The organism is Kineosporia sp. R_H_3 (assembly GCF_002198675.1).
GTDB lineage: Bacteria > Actinomycetota > Actinomycetes > Actinomycetales > Kineosporiaceae > R-H-3.
Genome location: NZ_MWLL01000139.1, coordinates 1 through 21,799, shown reverse-complemented (window position 1 = coordinate 21,799; position 21,799 = coordinate 1). Strand labels below are relative to the sequence as shown.

General features: G+C 75.7%; 17 protein-coding genes. 9 read left to right on the top strand and 8 right to left on the bottom strand.

From position 1 onward, the window contains the following. Positions 1-44: 44 nt before the first annotated feature. A complete protein-coding gene (locus tag ECOMGDLI_RS14195) occupies positions 45-1,493 on the bottom strand; it encodes an FAD-binding oxidoreductase (RefSeq protein ID WP_088317480.1) in 1,449 nt (482 codons plus the stop codon). A gap of 207 nt (positions 1,494-1,700) precedes the next feature. Here ECOMGDLI_RS14195 and ECOMGDLI_RS14190 point away from each other — a divergent pair, with 207 nt between their 5' ends. Then, a complete protein-coding gene (locus ECOMGDLI_RS14190; protein WP_088317479.1) occupies positions 1,701-3,035 on the top strand; it encodes an aspartate aminotransferase family protein in 1,335 nt (444 codons plus the stop codon). Here the strand turns inward: ECOMGDLI_RS14190 and ECOMGDLI_RS14185 are convergent. The 3 genes from ECOMGDLI_RS14185 to ECOMGDLI_RS14175 form a co-directional block, all read right to left on the bottom strand. After that, a complete protein-coding gene (locus ECOMGDLI_RS14185; protein WP_088317478.1) occupies positions 3,016-3,414 on the bottom strand; it encodes a hypothetical protein in 399 nt (132 codons plus the stop codon). The genes ECOMGDLI_RS14190 and ECOMGDLI_RS14185 overlap by 20 nt on opposite strands. A gap of 186 nt (positions 3,415-3,600) precedes the next feature. Then, positions 3,601-4,017, bottom strand: coding sequence for a VOC family protein (locus tag ECOMGDLI_RS14180; protein ID WP_088317477.1), 417 nt, complete (start codon positions 4,015-4,017; stop codon positions 3,601-3,603). A gap of 50 nt (positions 4,018-4,067) precedes the next feature. After that, positions 4,068-5,255 (bottom strand): DUF3048 domain-containing protein, encoded by a 1,188-nt coding sequence (locus tag ECOMGDLI_RS14175; RefSeq protein WP_158221001.1) that lies wholly within the window; start codon positions 5,253-5,255, stop codon positions 4,068-4,070. 276 nt (positions 5,256-5,531) lie between these two features. On the opposite strand from ECOMGDLI_RS14175, the gene ECOMGDLI_RS14170 reads away from it, so the two are divergent. Beyond that, positions 5,532-6,548, top strand: coding sequence for an ATP-binding cassette domain-containing protein (locus tag ECOMGDLI_RS14170; protein WP_088317475.1), 1,017 nt, complete (start codon positions 5,532-5,534; stop codon positions 6,546-6,548). Next, on the top strand, positions 6,545-7,357 hold the full coding sequence (locus ECOMGDLI_RS14165) for an ABC transporter permease (protein ID WP_088317474.1): 813 nt from the start codon (positions 6,545-6,547) through the stop codon (positions 7,355-7,357). The genes ECOMGDLI_RS14170 and ECOMGDLI_RS14165 overlap by 4 nt, the downstream gene beginning before the upstream one ends. A 28-nt stretch (positions 7,358-7,385) precedes the next feature. Here the strand turns inward: ECOMGDLI_RS14165 and ECOMGDLI_RS14160 are convergent, their stop codons facing one another. From ECOMGDLI_RS14160 to ECOMGDLI_RS14150, 3 genes are read right to left on the bottom strand one after another with little or no spacing between them, the layout of a single operon-like run. Next, complete coding sequence (locus ECOMGDLI_RS14160; RefSeq protein WP_088317473.1) at positions 7,386-8,678, bottom strand: FAD-binding protein; 1,293 nt, start codon at positions 8,676-8,678, stop codon at positions 7,386-7,388. A 42-nt stretch (positions 8,679-8,720) separates the two neighbouring features. Next, the gene (locus ECOMGDLI_RS14155) at positions 8,721-12,047 is read right to left on the bottom strand and encodes a BTAD domain-containing putative transcriptional regulator (protein ID WP_143447710.1); all 3,327 of its coding nucleotides are present in this window, start codon (positions 12,045-12,047) and stop codon (positions 8,721-8,723) included. 36 nt (positions 12,048-12,083) lie between these two features. Next, entirely contained in the window at positions 12,084-12,713 is a 630-nt protein-coding gene (locus ECOMGDLI_RS14150) for a DUF3159 domain-containing protein (protein WP_369812749.1), read from the bottom strand. Positions 12,714-12,973: 260 nt separating this feature from the next. Between ECOMGDLI_RS14150 and ECOMGDLI_RS14145 the strand changes: the two genes are divergently transcribed. From ECOMGDLI_RS14145 to ECOMGDLI_RS14135, 3 genes are all read left to right on the top strand, one after another. Then, positions 12,974-13,324 (top strand): YciI family protein, encoded by a 351-nt coding sequence (locus ECOMGDLI_RS14145; RefSeq protein WP_088317470.1) that lies wholly within the window; start codon positions 12,974-12,976, stop codon positions 13,322-13,324. A gap of 9 nt (positions 13,325-13,333) precedes the next feature. Continuing rightward, positions 13,334-14,647, top strand: coding sequence for an RNA polymerase sigma factor (locus tag ECOMGDLI_RS14140; RefSeq protein ID WP_088317469.1), 1,314 nt, complete (start codon positions 13,334-13,336; stop codon positions 14,645-14,647). A 97-nt stretch (positions 14,648-14,744) separates the two neighbouring features. Continuing rightward, positions 14,745-15,848, top strand: a complete 1,104-nt coding sequence (locus ECOMGDLI_RS14135) for an endonuclease/exonuclease/phosphatase family protein (RefSeq protein WP_143447709.1) — start codon at positions 14,745-14,747, stop codon at positions 15,846-15,848. Between the two features lie 17 nt (positions 15,849-15,865). Here the strand turns inward: ECOMGDLI_RS14135 and lon are convergent, their stop codons facing one another. Then, on the bottom strand, positions 15,866-18,304 hold the full coding sequence (gene lon, locus ECOMGDLI_RS14130) for an endopeptidase La (protein ID WP_088317467.1): 2,439 nt from the start codon (positions 18,302-18,304) through the stop codon (positions 15,866-15,868). Between the two features lie 107 nt (positions 18,305-18,411). Here lon and ECOMGDLI_RS14125 point away from each other — a divergent pair, with 107 nt between their 5' ends. Genes ECOMGDLI_RS14125 through ECOMGDLI_RS14115 form a run of 3 tightly spaced genes read left to right on the top strand, consistent with a single transcriptional unit; the run spans position 18,412 to position 21,709 of the window. Beyond that, positions 18,412-18,885 (top strand): nuclear transport factor 2 family protein, encoded by a 474-nt coding sequence (locus ECOMGDLI_RS14125; protein ID WP_088317466.1) that lies wholly within the window; start codon positions 18,412-18,414, stop codon positions 18,883-18,885. A 32-nt stretch (positions 18,886-18,917) separates the two neighbouring features. Further along, complete coding sequence (locus ECOMGDLI_RS14120; protein WP_088317465.1) at positions 18,918-19,949, top strand: low specificity L-threonine aldolase; 1,032 nt, start codon at positions 18,918-18,920, stop codon at positions 19,947-19,949. An 8-nt stretch (positions 19,950-19,957) separates the two neighbouring features. Continuing rightward, the gene (locus ECOMGDLI_RS14115) at positions 19,958-21,709 is read left to right on the top strand and encodes a SulP family inorganic anion transporter (RefSeq protein WP_088317464.1); all 1,752 of its coding nucleotides are present in this window, start codon (positions 19,958-19,960) and stop codon (positions 21,707-21,709) included. Positions 21,710-21,799: the final 90 nt, after the last annotated feature.

Here is a 21,799-nt window from a genome sequence, read left to right as displayed (position 1 = left end):
GGTCGGGACGGGCTCCGGGGTCGGGGCGGGCTCCGAGTCCCGGCTCAGCCCTGGCGCGGCCTCGGGACGTCGACGCCCGCGAGCGGCACGTCGAACGGCGGCACGACGAACCCGTGGCAGAACCGGTTCGCCGGGTCGAGCGTGCTCTTCAGCGTGCGCAGCCGCTGCCAGGCGGCCCCGCCCGCGGCGCTCGCGGTCCGGGCCGCCTTCTCGGCGCCCTCGGTGAAGTTCAGGTAGGTCGCACCGGTGACGAACGGGGCGAGCCGGTCCCTGGTCTGCGTGTAGTGCCGCTCGACGGCGTGCGCGCGGGCCTCGTCGGCCGCGACGGTGACGTACTCGAGGCAGTACTCCGCCGACCGGGCCCGGTCGTTCGCGGCGTCGGCGCCGCCGCGGCGGACGGCGCCGCCGAGCTGGCGCAGCTCGGCGAGGACGACGAGCCGTTCGCCGTCGAGGTGCTCCTGCCAGCCGTCGACGAAGAGGTCGAGGGCCTCGTCGGGGAGGCTGTCGAGCTGCTCGGTCGTCACGTAGGCGGGCATCGGGTCGACGGGGTCGTGGCTGATGGAGCCGACCTCGCCGAAAGGCATGTCGGCCCAGGCGTCGACGAGCGGCGTGCGCCAGCGCCGCCAGTCGTCGAGGAGCTCGGTGCCCTGCGCCGCGTCGCCGCACCAGGCGCCGCGGACGACGGCGAACGACCTGCCGCGCAACGCCTCCGGAACCTCGGGGGCCGGCGGGTACTGCATGAGCACGACGCTGCTCGAGAGCTCCTCGGGGGCGCCGGCCACCCAGTCGCGCCAGCGCCGAGCGACCTCGCCGGCCAGCTCCGCCGGGTAGTAGAGGTTGCCGGCGTACAGCCGGGACAGCGGGTGCAGGGCGATCTCCATCCCGACGACGACGCCGAAGGGGCCGCCGCCGACACCGCGCAGCGCCCAGAACAGCTCGGGGTTGTCGTGGGCGCTGGCCCGCACGAGGGAGCCGTCGGGGGTGACGACGTCGAACGCGACCGCGTTGTCGGAGCCGAACCCGTACCGGCGGGCCAGCCAGCCCACCCCGCCGCCCAGCGTGAACCCGACGCAGCCGACGAGCGGGCTCGAGCCGAGGACCGGCGCGAGCCCGTGCTCCTGGGCCAGCGGCAGGACGTCGCCCCACCGGTTGCCGGCACCGACGAACGCCGTCCGGTTCACCGGGTCGACCCGGACCCGGCGCAGCCGCGAGGTGACGACGAGGAGCGCACCGTCCGCGGGCCGCCCGATCCCGTGGCCGGTCGACTGCACGGCGACCCGCAGCCCGAGGTCGGCCGCGCAACGGACCGCGTGGACGACGTCCGCGACGGACTCCGCGACGACCACCACGGCGGGGCGCTGGACGACGGAGGTGTTGAAGGGGGCGAACGACTCCGCGTAGCCGTGGGCGCCCTCGACGAGGACCGTCCCGTCGACCCGGGCCCGCAGGAGCGCGAGCGCGTCCGCGGGCAGGGCTGTCGTCGTGCTCACCATCGCTGGTCCTCCTCGCGTGCCCCGGCTGCGTCGCCAGGCGTCCTCACAGATGTGTCGACCACGGCACGGCCCGGGTTGAGCCGCGCGGGCGTGCCCGCTCGTCCGCGGCCGGGTGACGCGAGCCTGGTCCGGACGGGTGACGGACCACCGTCCGGACCGCGGGACGCCTCTCCCGCGGGACGCCGTCCGCGCCGTACCGTCGCCTCCATGACCGACTCCGGGCCCGGCGACCTCCTCGACCCGACCGACCGCGCGGACCTCGCGCGCGCGGCACGGCACCTCGTCCGCTACGGCGGCGGCGGCGACTTCATGCCGTTCGTCGCCGAGCGCGCCGCGGGGTCCTTCGTGTACGACCGCAACGGTCGGGCCGTCCTCGACTTCACGAGCGGCCAGATGAGCGCCGTCCTCGGGCACAGCCACCCGGCGATCGTCGAGGTGGTCGGCTCGACGATCGGCCGGCTCGACCACCTCTTCTCGGGGATGCTGTCGCGGCCGGTCATCGACCTCGCCGAGGTGCTCGGCTCGCTCGCCCCGGGCCTGGACAAGGTGCTGCTGCTCACGACCGGCGCCGAGTCGAACGAGGCCGCGCTGCGGATGGCCCGCCTCGTCACGGGCGGCTGGGAGGTCGTCGGGTTCAGCCAGTCCTGGCACGGGATGACCGGCGGCGCGGCGTCGGCGACGTACTCGGCCGGCCGGCGCGGCTACGGCCCGGCCAACGTCGGGTCGATGGCGATCCCGGCCCCGAACGCCTACCGGCCACGCTTCACGACCGCCGACGGCACCCTCGACTGGCGCACCGAGCTCGACGACGGCTTCGACCTCGTCGACCGGCAGAGCGCCGGCGGTCTCGCGGCGTTCATCGCCGAGCCGATCCTGTCCTCGGGCGGGATCATCGACCTGCCGCCCGGGTACCTCACGGCACTGCGGGCCAAGTGCGCCGAGCGCGGCATGCTCCTCGTGCTCGACGAGGCCCAGACGGGCGTCGGGCGGACGGGCACGATGTTCGCCCACGCGCGGGACGGCGCCACGCCGGACCTCATGACCCTCTCGAAGACGCTCGGTGCCGGGCTGCCGCTCGCGGCCGTCCTCACCACGACCGAGATCGAGCAGCAGGCCCACGAGCGGGGCTTCCTCTTCTACACGACGCACGTGAGCGACCCGCTGCCCGCGGCGGTCGGGCTCGCCGTCCTCGACGTCGTCGTCCGGGAGCGGCTCGCCGAGCGTGCGCTCGTCGCCGGCGAGCGGCTGCGGGCGGGCCTGCGCGAGATGCAGGAGCGGCACGAGTGCATCGGCGACGTCCGTGGCCGCGGCCTGCTCGTCGGCGTCGAGGTCGTCGCAGACCGGGCGTCGAAGAAGCCGGCGCCGGAGATCGGGCACGCCGTGAGCCGGCGCTGCCTCGAGCTGGGCCTGTCGATGAACATCGTCCAGCTGCCGTCGATGGGCGGCGTCTTCCGGATCGCCCCGCCGCTCACCGTCTCCGACGCCGAGATCGACCTCGGGCTCGACATCCTCGACCGGGCGATCACCGACGTGACGCGCTGAGCGTCTCGGCGACGTCCCTCCCGGCGAGCGCGACGAGCACGCGGCCCAGCGCGGTCGCGTGCTGGGCCGTCCGGCGGCGCACGGTGTGCGCGGTCGAGACGTTCTCCGGCACGTCCTGGGCGGGCCCGAGGCCGAGCCGGGCGTAGACCGCGTCGAGCCCCGCGGCGACGGGCCGGCCGGCGGCGTCGACGGCCCGCAGCGACGTGCTGAACCCCGACTCGTGGTGCCGCACCCACACCGTGACGAGCACCGCGAGACCCGGCCGGTCCCAGCGCAGCCCGTCGTCGACCGAGCGCGGCCCCTCGAAGGAGTGCTCGGCCACGAGGAACCCGAACGCGGGCGGAGCCTCGCGCCACAGGACCTCCACGAGGCCGGTCATGCCAGCGATGATCCGGCACCCGGGCGCGGCAGGGAAGACGCGACCCGTCGTGAGATGGGGCATCCGCCGACGGAACGCGCCGTCCGGCGGGGGCCGGTGACGCGCAGCGGGACGCCGCCCCGCGGGTCGCACGGTCGGTCCGTCCAGCCCTCGAGACGGCCGTACGCCAGGTCGTCACAAGACCCGTCAGCCGACGAACAGGCAGAACGGGTGCCCGGCCGGGTCGGCGAGGACGTACAGCGGCTCGTCGGCGTCGTCCGAGCGGTCGAGCCGCAGCTCGGCGCCGAGGGAGAGCGCCCGGTCGCGGTGCCGTTCGAGCGCGGCGACGTCGGGCACGGTGAAGTCGACGTGGAGCTGCATCGGGACGCCCGGCGGGTCGGGCCAGTTCGTCCGCGGCAACGCGTTGACCTGCTGGAAGGCGAGCATCCGCCGGCCGTCGTCCGCCGTCAGCACGAGCCAGTCGGCGTCGTCCGGGGTGCCCTCGGCGGGCGGCTCGTCACCGGGGCGGTACCGCAGCCCGAGCAGCCGGCGGTAGAACTCCGCGAGGCCGCGGACGTCGGTCGTGTCGAGCACGGTGTGCAGCAGGGTCGGGTAGTCGGCCATCGCAGCAGGGTAGGAGTCGGTGCCGCACCCGCACGCCGGGCGCCGCACCGTCAGGCGATCCGGACGTCCGCGTCCTTGCGGGCGAGCTCCACGTAGGTCTGCCCGGGAGCCATGCGCAGCGGCTCGCCGCCGTCGACGGTGAACCGGAACCGCTCCTGGACGGCGCCCTTCGTCCAGGTGCCGGTGACGGCCCGGCCGCCGTGGGCGTAGACGAAGGTGCCCTTGCTGTCGACGATCCCGTGCACCGGCTCGGCGCCGCCGCGACCCGGGTAGATCTTCGTGTACTCCTGCGTGGCACGGATGACGAGGATGTTGTCGGTGGCCACCCGGGTGCCGTTCGCGAGGACGTGCCTGCCCCACGGCATGCTCCGCAGGTAGCGACCCGTCGCGTCGTCGTACCGGTAGGACATGTCGTAGGTGTGCCCGCGCTTCCACGGCACCCGGACCGTCACGGCCTGCTTCCCGGCCGCCGTGCTCACCTCGGCGTCGGTCTCCGCGAAGGGGAAGTAGGGCTGCTGCGGGCCGTCGGCGAACGCCCTGCTCTGCTTCGCGAGCACCTTCGGATGGCAGACGACGGCCCGGTCGTAGTACGTGACGCCCTGGTAGACCCGGACCCGGGAGCGGTCGATCGAGTACGCCCCGGTGCCCTTCGTCGCCAGGTAGGTCCGCGAGCCGTCGAGGTACTTCTTGTTGTGGTCGACGTAGGCGAGCACCCACCCGGTCGCACCCGTGTTCCCGACGACGGCCCCGAACGGGGCGAGCAGCGGGACGTCGACCGGGCGCATCGAACGGACCGGTGCGACGCCGTCCGGCATCCGGGAGTGGAAGACCGGCATCAGCCGGGTGCCGGAGTAGCCGGACGCGTCGCGGTACCCGTCGAGCTCGACGAAGACGATGTCCGCCTTGTCGAGCCCCACCTGGGGGTGCTCGCGGACGTTGTCCGGGACCTTCACCGCGACCGGGGCGTGCCGGGCGGCCGCCTCGTCCGTGAGCAGCGCACCGCTGAGCGGCCACCGGGCGGCGGGTGCGGGCGGCGAGGACGTCGTCACCGGCGCCGGCGTCGGGGTGGGCGACGGCAGGGCGGACGACGTCCCCGCGGGCCGTTCCCCGGACCCGCCGGAGCACCCCGCGAGCGCACCGCCGGCCCCAGCGACCCCGATCAGCCCCAGGAGAAGGGTGCGGCGGTCGAACGACTCCATCCGGTCCTGCCCATCACTCGCCGACGGTAGTTCACTCATAGCGACACCTCGATGACGGTCAGTATGCAGGGTCCCGGCCGCCCGCACCCGGCCCACGCGCCGGACGGCGCCTCCCCGGGAACAGACGTGCCAGGGCCGGGCGGCTATCCGTCGGCGACGGCGGAACGCGGCCCCCTGCCTCCACGCTGCCACCGCCGGTGCCGCGCTGCCAGGGACCTGTGCCCGGCTGCAAGGCATCTGCGGGTGATCTGCCAGCGCCGGTGTGCAGGGTCGTGCCCGACAGCCACCACGCGACCGATCCCCAGGAGACGAACCATGTCCACCCCCACCGCAGCGATCGAGGCGGTCGGCCTCGTCAAGCGCTTCGGGTCGACGACCGCACTGGACGGCGTCGACCTGCACGCACCCGCCGGCACCGTGCTCGGCGTCCTCGGCCCGAACGGCGCCGGCAAGACGACCGCCGTCCGGATCCTCGCGACCCTGAGCCGTCCGGACGCCGGCCACGCCCGCGTCGCCGGTCTCGACGTCGTCCGGGACGCCGCCGCCGTCCGCCGCACCATCGGCCTCACGGGGCAGTACGCCTCGGTCGACGAGGACCTCACCGGCACCGAGAACCTCGTGCTCATCGGCCGCCTGCTCGACCTCTCGCGGCGCGACGCCCGCACCAGGGCCGCCCGGCTCGTCATCCGCTTCGGCCTCGACGACGCCGCCGGCCGCACGGTGAAGACCTACTCCGGCGGCATGCGGCGCCGGCTCGACCTCGCGGCGGGGCTCATGGGCCACCCGACCGTGATCTTCCTCGACGAGCCGACGACCGGGCTCGACCCCGGCAAGCGGGACGACGTCTGGCGGCTCGTGCGCGGGCTCGCCGACGACGGCGTCACCGTTCTCCTCACGACGCAGTACCTCGAGGAGGCCGACGCCCTCGCCGACCACCTCACGGTCGTCGACCACGGCCGGGTCATCGCGAACGGCACCCCGGCGGAGCTCAAGGCGACGATCGGGAGCCGCTCGGTCGACGTCCGGCCGCGGGCCGCCTCGGACCTCGACACCGTGCGCGCCGTCCTCGCCGAGGTGAGCGGCCGGGGGCTGCCGGCCGTGGAGACGATCGGCCGGCACGTCGCCTCGGTCCCGGTCGACTCGGACGACGCCGTGACCGCCGTCGTCGCCCGGCTCGCGGCGCTCGGCGTCGCCGTCGACGAGCTGGCGCTGCGCAGGCCGACCCTCGACGAGGTCTTCTTCGCCCTCACGGGCACCCGCACCGACGACGGCACCGACGACACCACCGACGGCACCACCACCCCCGCCACCCTCGAGGAGGTCCCGGCATGACCACCCTGACGTCGTCCCCCGGCGCCGTGCCCGCCCCCGGCTCGGCCGTGCTCGCCGCGCTGCGCCACAGCCTCGTGCTCGCCGGCCGCAGCGTCCTCAAGATCCGGCGCACCCCGGAGCAGCTCATCGACGTGACGCTCCAGCCGATCATCTTCCTCGGCCTGTTCGTCTACCTGTTCGGCGGCGCGATCGCCGGTTCGACGCACGACTACCTGCAGTTCGTGCTGCCCGCGCTCATGGTGCAGAACGGGCTCTTCGTCGCGACGGCGATCGGCGTGAACCTCAACTCCGACATCGGCAAGGGCGTGTTCGACCGGTTCCGCAGCCTGCCGATCGCGCGCTCCGCACCCCTGGTCGGCGCCGTCCTCGGGGACGTCGTCCGGTTCACGCTCTCGATCGGCGTCCTCGTCGCCGTCGGCATGGTCATGGGGTTCGACCCGACAGCCGGCCCGCTGCGCACGGTCGCGGCGTGCCTGCTGCTCGTCGGGTTCTCGATGTGCGTCTCGTGGATCTTCGTCCTCGTCGGCCTGCTCGCCCGCAGCGCCGGCGCCGTGCAGGGCCTGGCGTTCCTCCTGGTCTTCCCGCTGACGTTCGGCTCGTCGACCTTCGTACCCGTCGACACCATGCCCGACTGGCTGCAGTCCTGGGTGCGGGTCAACCCCGTGACGCACCTCGTGGACGCCGTCCGCGGCCTCATGCTCGGCGGTCCGGTCGGCACGCCGCTGTGGCAGACCATCGCCTGGGCGGCCGGCATCGTCGCCGTGTTCGCACCGCTCGCCGTCCGGGCGTACCGCCGCAAGGCGGTCTGACCGCCCGCGGCGACGCCGGTGCGGCCCGTCAGTCCCGGACGTACGCGTCGAGGAAGGCGTTGGACAGCAACCCGTCCGGGTCGAAGGTCCGCAGCAGGCTCCGGGCGTCGTCCAGCCGCGGGTACAGCGGCCGGACGGCGTCCGGCGCCGCCGCGAAGACCTTGCCCCAGTGCGGCCGGGCGCCGAGCGGCAGCAGCCGTTCCTCGATCCGCGGCAGCAGCGGGAGGACGGCCTGCGGGTCCGGCTTCCACGTGAAGTGCACCCCGACGGCATCGGTGCCGTAGGCGCCGCTGAGCCACAGGTCGTCGGCGGCCATCGAGCGCACCTCGGTGACGAGCAGCGCCGCCGCGATGTCGGACTCCATGTCCCGCAACGCGGCGAGCGCCTCCACGGCGCGGTCCCGGGGCACGAGGTACTCGGTCTGCAGCTCGTCGCCGGCGCTCGGGGTGAACCCGAGCCTGAAGTGCGGCAACCGGGTGTGCCACGGGCCGGGCGTGCCCTGCTCGGTGAGCGGGCCGGTGTCGCCGCCGGGGACCGGGCTCTGCGGGCCGGTGGCACGACGGGCGCCGAACACGCTGCCGTGCAACGGATCTGCAGTTCCGCCCGAGCCGTCGACCCGGACCTTGAACCACACCGAGTCCACGACGTCGCCGAGCCAGCGGTGGAACAGGCTCACGCTGTACGCGGCGGACATGATCTCGTCGAAGTGCTCGACGACGGCCGCGAACGGCAGGTCCTCGTGCACGGTCTGGACGACGTCGTAGGTCGGCTCGACGGCGAGGGTCACCTCGGTGACGACGCCGATCCCGCCGAGCGCGACGACGGCACCGGCGAACCCGCTCCCGCACCCCGGCCCTTCGCCGTCCCGGGAGAGCTCGAGGACGTCCCCGCCGACGGTGACGACCCGCAGCGCCCGGACGGCCGTCGCGAGGATGCCCAGCCCGTCGCCCGAGCCGTGCGTCCCCGTCGAGCAGGCACCGGCGACGGCGATGTGCGGCAGCGAGCCGAGGTTGTGCAGCGCGAGACCGTGATCGTCCAGCCACGGCGCGACCTCGCCGTAGCGCAGCCCGGCCGACACCCGGGCGAGCCCGCGGGCCGTGTCGAGCTCGCGGACGACGGGCATCCGGGCGAGCGAGACCTGCGCGCCGGGCAGCCCGCCCGGGGCCGGCACCGCGACGCCCGAGAACGAGTGCCCGGTCCCGACGGCCCGCAGCCGTTCGCCGCTGCCGAGCAGCCGGCGCAGGCTCTCGAGGTCCGCCGGTTCGTGGAGCACCCCGGGGAAGGCGATGTTGCCGGCCCAGTTCGTGCGCGTCACCGTCATGGTCGGAGGCTAGGGGTCGTCGCGGGGGTGCGCGACGGGGCGTCACCGGCCCGGGGACGGCTCCGCTGACGGCTGCGCGGACGGCGCTGCGGACGGCTGCGCGACCGTCTCCGCGAGGAGCGCGAGCGCGGCGGCGCGGTCGAGCCCACGACCGGCGGTGACGGCGGCGTCCGCCCCCGGCCCGAGCGCCTCCTGGAGCGAGGCGAGCAGCCCTTCGACGTCGGAGACCGACACGTCGACCGTGCCGCGGACGGCGTCCGCCGCGCCGAGCAGTCGCGCCGCGCGGGCCGGGTCGCCGGCGAAGAACGCCACCTCGGCGGCGGCCACCGCCACCATGGCGGCGACGGGCATGTCGAACGCGACGGCGGCACCGACCTGCGGACGCCGCAGCCACGCCCAGGCGTCGTCGAGCCGGCCCAGGGCGGCGTCGACCCGGGCCAGCCCCGCGCAGACGATCGCCTCGATCTGGGGCGGCTGCCCGGGGACGCCGTCCACGCGCCCCAGCCCCTCCAGCGCGTGGGCGCGGGCCTGCGCCAGGCGCCCCTCGCGCCGGTCGAGGTCCGCGAGGCCCGAGTAGGCGAAGGCGAGGCTCTGCCGGGACACCTGCTCGTCGGCGTCCCGGACCATCGCCTCGATGGCCTCCCGGACCCCCTGGCTCTCCCCCAGCCGGGCCCTGAGCATGAGCGCCCGCAGCTGCAGCGAGGCCGCGTCGTCCACCGCGCCCAGCTCCCGCATGCAGACGGAGGCCTCCTCGGCCATCGCGAGGGCCTCCTCGAGGCGGCCCTCGTAGGGCAGGATCGCCGACAGCGAGCCGAGGGCGCCGCCCATCCCCCACCGGTCGCCCACCGCGCGGAAGCCCTCCAGGGCCAGCGGCATCTCACGCCGGGCGAGCGCGAGGTCGCCCTCGTTCTCGGCGAGCAGTCCCGCGAACAGGTGCAGCGCCGCCCGTGCCCACGGCTCGGCCCGGGCCGAGAGCCGCTCGATCGCGGCCGTGGCCCCGGCGAAGTCGCCGCTCATCATGGCGAGACCGGGCTCGACGAGCATGAGCATCGGGTGCTCGTCGGCGTGCTCGGCGGCGAACCGGACGACCTCCTGGCCCCCGTCGGCGAGCGCGGGCAGCCCGACCGACCCGCTCGCGCCGCCGTTCAGGGTGTGCGCCACGACGACGACGGTCCGGGCGACCGGCGGGGCGTCACCCTCCATGCCGATGACGAGCGAGAGCCACGTCGCCGCCTCGGCGTGCGCACCGCGCAACGTCCAGAACCAGGCGAGCGCCGCCCCGAGCCGCACGGCCTGCGCGGTGTCGCCCTCGGCGACGAACCACCGGAGCGCCGCCAGCACGTTCGGCCGGTCGACGGTGAGCCGGTCGAGCCACACGAGCTGCTCGGCCGCGCGCAGCCGCGGCTCGGCGGCCTCCGCGAACGCGAGGAAGTGGGCCGCGTGGCGGCCTCGCGCGGCGTTCGCCGCGCCGGTCTCGGTGAGCCGCTCGACGCCGTACTCGCGGATCGTCTCCAGCATCCGGAAGCGGACCCCGTCGCGGGGCGGCGCCCCCGCGGCCGGGACGTCCTCGGCGACGTGCAGCAGCGACTTCTCGACGAGCGACAGCAGGACGCCGGGGACGTCCGTGACCGCCGGGCACACCGCGCGGGCCGCGTCCTCCCCGAACGAGCCGGCGAACACGGCGACGTGCGCGGCGACCTCCCGCTCGTCGTCCGTGAGCAGGTCCCAGCTCCACGCGACCACGGCGCGCAGCGTCTGGTGCCGGGGCAGCGCCGTCCGGCTGCCCCCGGTGAGCAGCCCGAACCGGTCGTCGAGCCGGGCGGCGAGCACCTCGGGCGGCAGCGATCGCAGCCGGGCCGCGGCGAGCTCGATGGCCAGCGGCAGGCCGTCGAGCCGGCGGCAGATCTCGACGACCGGGCGCAGCGTCGTGGCGTCGACGACGAACCCCGGGCGGACGGCGGCCGCGCGGTCGGCGAGGAGCCGGACGGCGGGGTGCGTCAGCGCCTCGTCGGAGGTGGCGCTGTCCGGGGGCGTGCGCAGCGGTCCGACGCGGTGCAGCCGCTCGCCGTCGATGCGCAGCGGCTCCCGGCTCGTCGCGACCACCCGCAGGCCCGCGCAGCGCACGAGCAGGTGCTCGGCGACCCGGGCGGCCTCGTCGACGACGTGCTCGCAGTTGTCGAGCAGGAGCAGCACCGGCCGGCTGCCGATCGCGTCCGCGAGGCGGTCGAGCGCGGCGGCCGAGGACCGCGCGGCCGCGGGGCCGACCGGGTCGCCGGGGCCGCGCTCCCGCAGCACGCGCTCGCGCACCCCCAGCGCGTCGGCGACGGCGGTCGCGACGTCGTCCGCGCCGTGCGGTGCGAGCTCCACGAGCCGGACCTCGCGCCCCTCGCGGGCGTGCCCGCGGCCGACCTCGACGGACAGCCTGGTCTTGCCCGCCCCGCCGGGCCCGACGAGCGTCACGAGCCGCGAGACGCCGAGCACCGCCGCGAGCTCGGCGACCTCCTGCTCGCGCCCGACGAACGACGTGAGTGCCGCGGGCAGCGGGGCGCCCTTCGGCGCGACCGTGCGCGGCGGCTCCTCGGCAACCGCAGAGGCGTTCTCGCGCAACAGGTCCAGGTGCAGGGCCTGCAGCTCGGCGGACGGGTCGACCCCGAGGCTGTCGGCGAGCCGGGCCCGTAGGTCCTCGTAGGCGACGAGCGCCTCGGCCCGGCGGCCGCTCGCGGCGAGCGCCCTCAGGTGCAGGGCCTGCGCACGGTCGCGCAGCGGGTGCTCGAGGGCGAGGGTCTCGGCGTCGACGACGACCGCGGCCGCCCGGCCCGCGGCGACCTCGGCCTCGACGAGGTCCTCCCGGCACGCGAGCCGCAGCCGCTCGAGCCGCTCCGCCTCGGACGACGCGAAAGGCGCCTCGGCGACGTCGGCGAGGGCGGGGCCGCGCCACAGCCCGAGGGCCTCGCGCAGGGCGCCGCCCCGGTCCGCAGGGCCGCCGCCGTTCGCGGCCGCCCGGGCACGCTGCACGAGCCGGACGAACCGGACGGCGTCCACGTCGTCCGGTGCGACGGCGAGCGCGTAGCCGGCCGGGCCGGACACGACGAGGGCGCCGTCGCCGAGTGCGCGGCGCAGCCGGGAGACGAGCGTCTGCAGGGCGTTCGCCGCGTCCGCGGGCGGGGTGTCGCCCCAGAGCGCGTCGACGAGGGTCCCCGCGGCGACCGGCCGCCCGGCGTCCAGCGCGAGCCGGGCGAGCAGGGCGCGCAGCCGGACGCCGCCGACCTCGACGGTCCGGCCGCCGGCCTCGACGAGGAGGGGTCCGAGGACCCCGACCCGCACGGCCCCGCCCTGGGCGGACCGGCTCTGCATGGCCCCGCTCTGCACGGTCCCACTCTGTCAGCCCGGCGCGGGCCCGGGCCGTCAGACGGCGGGCACGGGGTGCAGCAGCCCGGGGTGCCCGGGCGGCAGCGCCCGCCGCAGCACCCGCCACGAGACGACGAGCACCGACGTCATGAGCGGCCACGACAGCGCCACCTGGACGACGCCGAGCAGCACCGGGGTCGACGCGAGGTAGAGCGCGCCGAGGACGACGGTGCGCAGCGCGAACGACCCGGCCCACCACCACGACGCCCGGGCGTACCCGCGGTACAGGTGCGGATCGGCCCGCCAGGCGCCCCGCTGCCGCAGCGCGGAACCGGTCACCACGCCGAGCAGCGGCCGACCGACCCAGATCGAGCCGGTCCAAGCCAGGGCGCTGGCGGCGTTCGCGAGGATGCGCACCGCGAAGAAGTCCTCGGCGCGGCCGGTCCGGGCCGCGACGACGGCGCCGCCGAGCACGGGCAGCAGGCCGAGGACGGCGGCCCGCACCTGGTGCCCGCGGACGGCGCGCCAGCCGGCGACGGCGAGCGCCGTGAGGGTGCCGGCCCCGAGCGACACCGGCAGCACGGCGTCCGGTGCGGCCCGGCCGGTGACGACGAGGGCGACGACGAACGCCACCGACGGCAGGGTCGCGTCGAGCGCGCTGCGCCGGCCTCCGAGCACGTCGAGCAGGGTGGTCGTCCCGCCGGCCGGGGCGGCGCCCGGGCGGGCCGCGGTCGCGGCGGGGCGCGGAAGTGTGGTGGACACCCGGTCAGGGTGCGATGCGGCGCGCGCCGGCCGCCGGGACCTACGGCCCGGCCGGTCCCGGTGCCGACGCCGAATCGGCGGGCACCCGGCTGTCCCTCCGGGCCGCACCCGTTCGTCCCTAGGGTGAGGACGCACCCGCGGCCTCGCCGCAGGGCCGCACGCGCGGACCGACCGAGGAGGACCCCATGCCGCAGTACGCCGCGATCATCTACAGCCCGGACGTCGACTGGACCGCCCCCGAGCAGGCCGCCGAGATGGGCGAGTACAACGCCTTCGCCGCGGCCGCCGGGGCCGTGATCCGGGGCGGTGCCGCGCTCTACCCGACGTCCACCGCGACCACGGTCCGGGTCACGGGCGGCAAGGGCGGCGACGTCGTGACGAGCGACGGCCCGTACGCCGAGACGAAGGAGGTGCTCACGGGCTTCTACCTGCTCGAGTGCGCCGACCTCGACGAGGCCGTCCGGCTCGCCGCGACGATCCCGACGGCCTGGAACGGCGCCGTCGAGGTGCGCCCGGTCATCGACTTCGGGCGCTGACACCGGCTCGTGGGCGACCAGCCCCAGGAGGACGCGGCCGCCCGCGCCGCCCTCGTCCGGCTCGTCCGGGACGAGGGCGCGCGGGTGCTCGCGACGCTCGTGCGCATCACCGGCGACGTCCAGCTCGCGCAGGACTGCGTCCAGGACGCGACCGTCCGGGCGCTGGAGACCTGGCCCCGGGACGGCGTCCCGGAGGTCCCGCGGGCCTGGCTCGTCGCGGCGGCCCGCCGCCGCGCCGTGGACGTCGTCCGGCGCGAGCGGGCCCGGGCGCCGAAGGAGGTGGCCGCCGTGCACGACCCGTTCGGCACCGGCCCGTCGGAGGCCGTCCCGCCCGGGCGTTGGGGGGCCGACCCCGCGCTCGCCGACCTCGACGCCCACGACGTCCTCGAGGACGACCTGCTCCGGCTCGTCTTCATGTGCTGCCACCCGGCGCTGGCCGTGGACGCACAGGTGGCGCTGGCCCTGCGGACGCTGTGCGGCCTGACGACGGCCGAGGTCACCCGCGCGCTGCTCGTCCCGGAGGCGACCGCCCGCAAGCGGCTCACCCGTGCCAAGGACAAGATCGCCCGGGCGGGCATCCCGTTCCGGGTGCCGGCCCCGGCGGACCTGCCGGCCCGGGTGGGCGGCGTCGCCGCGTGCGTCTACCTGCTCTTCAACGAGGGCTACGCGGCGACGTCCGGGGACGACCCGCTGCGGGCCGACCTCGTCGACGAGGCCCTGCGGCTCGGCCGGCTGCTCGTCGGCCTCATGCCGGACGAGCCGGCGCTGCTCGGGCTGCTCGCCCTCATGCTGCTCCACGACTCGCGGCGCGGGACACGGACGGACGCCGACGGCGACCTCGTGCTCCTCGCGGACCAGGACCGCTCTGCCTGGGACCGGGCCCGGATCACCGAAGGCGTCGTCCTCGTCGGCGACGGGCTGCGCCGGACGCCGGACCGCCCGGACCCGTACGTCGTCCAGGCCGCGATCGCCGCCTGCCACGCGCTCGCACCGACGTTCGCGGCGACCGACTGGGGCGCCGTCGTCTCCTGGTACGACGTCCTGCTCACCGTGCTCGACACCCCGGTCGTGCGGCTCAACCGGGCGGTCGCCGTCGGCGAGCGGGACGGCCCGGCCGCCGGGCTCGCGGCCGTCGAGGCGCTGCTGCCGCCGGGCGGCGGCGGCGCCCTCGCGGACTACCCGCTCGCGCACGCCGCACGCGCCGAGCTCCTCGCCCGGCTCGGGCGCGATGCCGAGGCAGCCGCCGGCCACGCGGCCGCCCTGGCGCTCGACATGAACGACGCGACCCGGCGGCACCTGGAGCGCCGGGCCCGGGGGTCTTGACGCAGCGCCGCCCGGTGGCGGAGTGTTCGCCCACTGTCGAGCAGCGTCGCCGACGTCGTCGCGTGCTGCCCGTGGACCGTCAACGGGAGGTGGCGTCGTGATCGCAGGACGTGCAGGTGGGCGTCGGCGCAGGGTCGGTCTGGCAGCGCTGGGGGCGGCCGCCGCCCTCGTGCTCGGGCTGGCCGCACCGCCCGCGGCGTCCGCCTCGGGCTCCCGCGGCGACGACCGGCTCACGGTGATGACCCGCAACCTCTACCTGGGTTCGAGCCTCACCCCGGCCCTCACCGCGACCGACACCCCCGCGTTCCTCGGCGCCGTCGCGCGGATCTACGGCACGGCGCTCTTCACGAGCTTCCCGACCCGGGCCGGTGCGATCGCGGACGAGGTCGCGGCGAGCCGGCCCGACCTCGTCGGGCTCCAGGAGGTGAGCCGCTGGGTGACCTCCGGGCCCGGGGTGCCGCCGACGCTCGACTTCCTCACCGAGCTGCAGTCGGCGCTCGCCGCCCGCGGCCTGCACTACACGGTCGCCTCGGTCGCGGAGAACGCGAACATCGGGCCGGTGCCGCTCGTCACGCCGTGCGGTTCGACGGTCGTCGGCGCCTGCCTGGTGACGCTGCAGGACCGGGACGTCATCCTCGTCAACGCCGACCGCAAGGGCCTCACGTGGAGCAGCGCCCGGTCGGGCCGTTACGTGGCGCAGCAGTCGTTCCAGCCGCCCGTGCCCGGTGCGGCCCCGGTGTCGTTCAGCCGCGGCTGGACGACGATCGAGGGCCGGCTGCACGGCGTCCGGTTCCACTTCGCCAACACCCACCTCGAGACCGAGGACTTCCCGGCCGTCCAGGAGGCGCAGGCGGCGGAGTTCCTCGCCGGTCCCGCTCTCGGGCGCGGCGCCGACATCGCGACGGGGGACTTCAACTCCGCGGCCGACGGCAGCACGACGACGTCCTACGCCCAGCTGACGAAGCGGTTCCGGGACGCGTGGCGGGTCAACCGCGGCGCGCCCGGCCTCACCTGCTGCCAGAACGAGACCCTGACGAACCCGGTGTCCCAGCTGCGGTCCCGGATCGACCTCGTGCTCGCCCGCAGCGGCGCCCGCGCGGTCTCCGCCAAGGTCGTCGGGGCCACCCCGTTCCAGGCGGCCCCGCCGTTCTGGGCGTCCGACCACGCGGGCGTCGTCGCGGTGATCGAGCTCGACGACTGAGCGCTCGGACCGGCCGGTCAGGCCGCGGCGGGCTCCTCGTCCGCCGCGGCCGCCGAGCCCGCCGGTTCCAGCGCGAGCTCGAGGACCTGGCTCACGTCGTCCACGAGGTGCACGGTGAGCGCCTCCCGGACGGCGGCCGGCACGTCGTCGAGGTCGGCCTCGTTGCGCGCCGGGAGGATGACGGTCGTCAGCCCGGCCCGGTGCGCCGCGAGGAGCTTCTGCTTGACCCCGCCGATCGGCAGGACCCGCCCGGTGAGCGAGACCTCGCCGGTCATCCCGACCTCGGCCCGGACGAGCCGGCCGGTGAGCAGCGACGCGAGCGCCGTCGTCATCGTGACACCCGCGCTCGGGCCGTCCTTGGGCACGGCACCCGCCGGGAAGTGCACGTGGACCCGTTGCTGCGCAAGCCCTTCGGGGTCGACCCCGAGCCGGTCGCCGTTCGCCCGCAGGTAGCCGAGCGCGATCTGCGCGGACTCCTTCATGACGTCACCGAGCTGGCCGGTGAGGGTCAGCCCCGGCTCGCCGGGCATCGACGCGACCTCGACGAAGAGCACGTCGCCGCCGGCTCCGGTGACGGCGAGCCCGGTCGCGACACCGGGCACCGCCGTCCGCCGCGCCGCCTCGGGCTCGAACCGGGCCCGGCCCAGGTAGCCGCGGGTGTCGCCCTCGTCGACGACGACCGTCTCCGGGGCGTCCCCGTCCGTCGTCCCGCCCGTCGTCGCGAGCGTCGTGGCGACCTTGCGCAGGATCTGCCCGATCGAGCGCTCGAGCCCGCGCACCCCGGCCTCCCGGGTGTACCCGGCGACGACCTCGCGGAGCGCGTCGTCGGTGACGCGGACGTCGTCGATCGTCAGCCCGGACCGCTCGAGCTGGCGCGGCAGCAGGTGGTCGCGGGCGATCGCGACCTTCTCGTCCTCGGTGTAGCCGTCGAGCCGGACGACCTCCATCCGGTCGAGCAGCGCCTCGGGGATCGCCTCGGCGACATTCGCCGTCGCGAGGAACACGACGTCCGACAGGTCGAGGTCGAGCTCGAGGTAGTGGTCGCGGAAGGTGTGGTTCTGGGCGGGGTCGAGCACCTCGAGCAGGGCCGCGGCCGGGTCGCCGCGGTAGTCCGAGCCGACCTTGTCGACCTCGTCGAGCAGGACGACCGGGTTCATCGAGCCGGCCTCCTTGACCGCACGGACGATCCGCCCGGGCAGCGCCCCGACGTAGGTGCGACGGTGCCCGCGGATCTCGGCCTCGTCGCGGACGCCGCCGAGCGCGACCCGGACGAACGTGCGGCCGAGCGCCCGCGCCACGGACTCGCCGAGCGAGGTCTTGCCGACCCCGGGCGGGCCGACGAGCGCGAGCACGGCGCCCGAGCCGCGGCCGCCGACGACCTCGAGCCCGCGGCTCGCTCGACGGGCCCGGACCGCGAGGTGCTCGACGATGCGGTCCTTGACGTCCTCGAGCCCGGTGTGGTCGGCGTCGAGCACCGCCCGGGCGGCGGGGATGTCCGTCGTGTCGGTCGTGCGCGTCGTCCAGGGCAGCTCGAGCACGGTGTCGAGCCAGGTCCGGATCCAGCCGCCCTCGGGCGAGGCGTCGGGGGTGCGCTCGAGCCGGTCGGCCTCGCGCAGCGCCGCCTCGCGGACGGCGTCCGGCAGGTCGGCCGCCTCGATCCGGGTGCGGTAGTCCGGGCTCGCGTCGGCGTCCGCCTCGCCGGTGAGCCCGCCGAGCTCCTTGCGGATGGCGGCGAGCTGCTGGCGCAGGACGTACTCGCGTTGCGACTTCTCCATGCCCTCGCGGACGTCGTTGCTGATCTTCTGGCTCACCTCGAGCTCGGCGAGGTAGGCCGTGGCCTTCTCGAGCAGCGAGGTCAGCCGCTCCTCGACGTCCGGCGTCTCGAGCAGCCGCACCTTCGCCGCGGTGTCGATCCAGCCGGCGTACCCGGCGGCGTCCGCGAGCTCGGAGGGGTCGCTCATCCGCTGGACGGCGTCCTGCACCTGCCACGCCCCGCGCTCGGCGAGGATCGACGTGAGCACGGCCTTGTACTCGCCTGCGAGCTCCCGGGCCCGGGCGGACGGCGCGGGCTCGGCGAGCGTCGTCGCCTCGACCCAGAGCGCGGCACCGGGGCCGACGGTCCCGCCGCCGATCCGGGCCCGGGCGGTGGCCCGCAGGACCATCGCCGCCTCCCCGGACGGCAGCCGCCCGACCTGGGTCACCTCGGCGACGGTGCCCATGACACCGGACCGCCCCTCGACCCGGGGCACGAGGAGCAGCCGCAGCGTGTCGGTGGCGTCGCTCCCCGCGGCGCGGGCCGCTCGCGCCGCGTCGAGGGTCGCCTGCGCGGCCCCTTCGAGCTCGACGGGCACGACCATGCCCGGCAGGACGACCTGGTCGTCGAGGAAGAGGACCGGGAGGGTCTGCGTGCTGCCGGCGCTCCCGGAGGCGCCGGACGGGGTGCTCGCACTGTTCATAGCCGCTGCAACGTTGATTACATGCTTACTGTTTCGGTTCGGGGTTCGCCCTGGACGAACACGCGACGGGCTGTCCGCAGCGCGGCCCCCGGGTCTAGGTTCGCGCCATGGACACGTCGCCGACGCCGCCGCCGCGCCCGCCGCTCCCCCCGTTCACCGCCGAGACCGCCCTGAAGAAGGTGCGCGCCGCCGAGGCCGCCTGGAACACCCGCGACCCGGAGAAGGTCGCCGCCGCCTACACGGCGGACTCGGTGTGGCGCAACAGGTCCGAGTTCCTCCAGGGCCGGGACGAGATCGTCGCCTTCCTCACGCGCAAGTGGGAGAAGGAGCAGGAGTACGTCCTGCGCAAGGACCTCTGGGCGTTCACCGACGACCGGATCGGCGTCCGGTTCCAGTACGAGTGGCACGACGCCGACGGGCAGTGGTGGCGCTCGTACGGCAACGAGCTGTGGGAGTTCGACGCGCTCGGGTACATGCGGCGCCGGGAGGCGAGCATCAACGACGTCGCGATCGAGGAGTCCGAGCGCCGGATCCACGGCCCGCGCGCCGAGGGCGACGACACCGCCCCGCCGCTGCGCTGACCCGCGCCGACGACGTCCGCTAGGTTGCGCCGGTGACGACGGTCGAGCTCAGGTCGGACAACGCCGCGGGCGTCGCGCCGCAGGTCCTCGCGGCGCTCGCCGCCGCGAACACCGGCTCCGCGCTCGGCTACGGCGGGGACGAGGTGTCCGCCCGGCTCGAGCAGCAGGTCCGCGAGGTCTTCGAGCACCCTGGGGCGCGGGTCTTCCCGGTGGTCACCGGGACCGCCGCGAACGCGTTGGCGCTGAGCGCCATGTGCCCGCCGTGGGGCGCGGTGCTGTGCCACGTCGGCGCGCACATCCTCACGAGCGAGGCGAACGCCACGGCCATGTTCGGCGGCGGCGTGCTCGTGCACGGCGTCCCGGGCGACGCCGGCCGGCTGTCCGCGGACGGCGTCCGCGCGGCCCTGGACGCCGTCTGGTGGGGCGACAACCACGTGTCGCAGCCCGCCGTCGTGTCACTGACCCAGGCCACCGAGCAGGGCACCCTCTACCCGGCCGCCGAGGTGGCCGCGATCGCGGCGGTCGCCGCGGAGCGGGGGATGCGGGTGCACGTCGACGGCGCCCGGTTCGCGAACGCCGTGGCCGCGCTGGGCTGCTCGCCGGCCGACCTGACGTGGCGGGCCGGGGTCAGCACCGTCTCGCTGGGCGCGATCAAGAACGGCGGGCTTTCCGCCGAGGCCGTCGTCACCTTCGACGACGCGGTGGCCGACGAGCTCTACTTCCGGACGAAGCGCGCCGGTCAGGTGTCGTCGAAGATGCGGTTCCAGTCGGCCCAGCTCCTCGCCTACCTCACCGACGGCCTGTGGCTGCGGCTCGCCGGCAGCAGCAACCGCGCGATGGCCCGCCTCGCCGACGGCCTCGCCCGGCTCGGTGCGCACCTCGAGGACCGGCCGGAGGCGAACATCGCCTTCGTCCGGGTGGACGCCGCCACGGCGGACCGGCTCCGCGCCGCGGGCCTGCTCTTCTACGACACCGCCCCCGGGACGATCCGGCTGGTCACGAGCTGGCAGACCTCGGACGAGGACGTCGACGCGACCCTCGCCGCGTTCGCGGGCGCGCTCTGAGGGCCGCGATGCTCCGCGAGTGGGTGCCCGCGCTGGACTGGGTGCCGCGGTACGAGCGGCGCTGGCTGCCGCGGGACGTCGTCGCCGGACTCGTCCTCGTCACCCTCCTCGTCCCGCAGGGAATGGCGTACGCCCAGCTGGCCGGACTGCCGCCGATCACCGGGCTCTACACGACCGTGCTCTGCCTGCTCGGGTACGCCGTGTTCGGCCCGTCCCGCGTGCTCGTCCTCGGGCCGGACTCCTCCCTCGGCCCGATGATCGCCGCGGTCGTCGTGCCGATCGCCGGGGCGGACGGCGACCCGGCGCGGGCCGTGGCGCTCGCCTCGATGCTCGGGCTGCTCGTCGGCGTGACGATGGTGGCGGCCGGCGCGCTGCGGCTCGGTTTCGTCGCCGACCTGCTGAGCCGCCCCACCCAGATCGGCTACATGAACGGGCTGGCGCTGACGATCCTCGTGAGCCAGCTGCCCAAGCTGCTCGGCTTCTCCGTCGACGCGGACGGCGTCGTCGGCGAGGCGGCCGCCGTCGTCCGCGGGATCCTCGAGGGCCGCACCGTGCTCCCCGCGCTCGCCGTCGGGGCGGCCGCGTTCGTCGTCATCGTCGGCGGCCAGCGGCTCGCCCCGAAGGCGCCGACCGTGCTGCTCGGCGTGCTGCTCGGGATCGGCGCGACCGTCGCGCTCGACCTCGGCGACCGGGGCGTCCGGCTCGTCGGCGCACTGCCGCAGGGGTTCCCGCCGCTCAGCCTCCCCGCGGTGTCGCTGCAGGACGTCGGACTGCTCGTCGCGGGCGCGCTCGGGATCACCCTGGTCTCGCTCGCCGACACGATCTCGACGGCGTCCGCGTACGCGCGCCGGGCCGGCGCACAGGTCCGGGGCAACAACGAGATCGTCGGGATCGGTGCGGCGAACGTGCTCTCCGGGCTGTTCCAGGGCTTCCCGGTGAGCACGAGCGGCTCCCGGACGGCGGTCGCGTTCGCCGCCGGCGCCCGCACCCAGCTCGCCGGGGTGGTCGGCGCCGTCGCGATCGTCGTCCTGCTCGTCGCCGCCCCGGGCCTGCTCGCCGACCTGCCGCAGCCGGTGCTCGGCGCCGTCGTCCTGGCGGCGTCGCTCTCGATGGCCGACCTGCCGGGCCTGCGACGGCTCTGGCGGCAGCGCCCCGTCGAGTTCTGGCTCGCCGTCGCCGCGTTCGCCGGGGTGGCGCTGTTCGGCGTGCTCCCGGGGATCGCGATCGCCGTCGGGCTGTCGATCCTCAACGTGTTCCGGCGGGCCTGGTGGCCGTACCAGACCGTGCTCGGCAACGTCGCGGACCTGCCGGGCTACCACGACGTGCGCAGCTACCCCGAGGCCGAGCTCCTGCCCGGGGCCGTGATCTTCCGGTTCGACGCGCCGCTCTTCTTCGCCAACGCCCGCGTCTTCCGCGAGCAGGTCGAGCGGCTCGCGGCGGCGCAGCCGCGGCCGCACTGGATCATCGTCGCCGCCGAGCCCGTCACCGACGTCGACACGACCGCGGCCGACATGCTCACCGAGCTCGACCGGGACCTCGACGCCGCCGGCACCCGGCTCGTCTTCGCCGAGCTCAAGGACCCGGTCCGCGCCAAGGTCGAGCGGTACGGGCTCGCCGACGCCATCGAGGCGCAGCACTTCTTCCCGACGATCAAGAGTGCGGTCCGGGCGTACAAGGAGAAGCACGGGGTCGACTGGCAGCCTGTGACCGGGCCGACGACGCTCTCGGATGGGCAACCACCGAACGATGTCGGACACTAGGAACGGCTAAGGCTGTTACCCGAGCCGAGGCCGTGCCCAGCCCCCGACGGCGATCGCGATCCCCGGGAGCACGCCGAACAGCGCCACCCC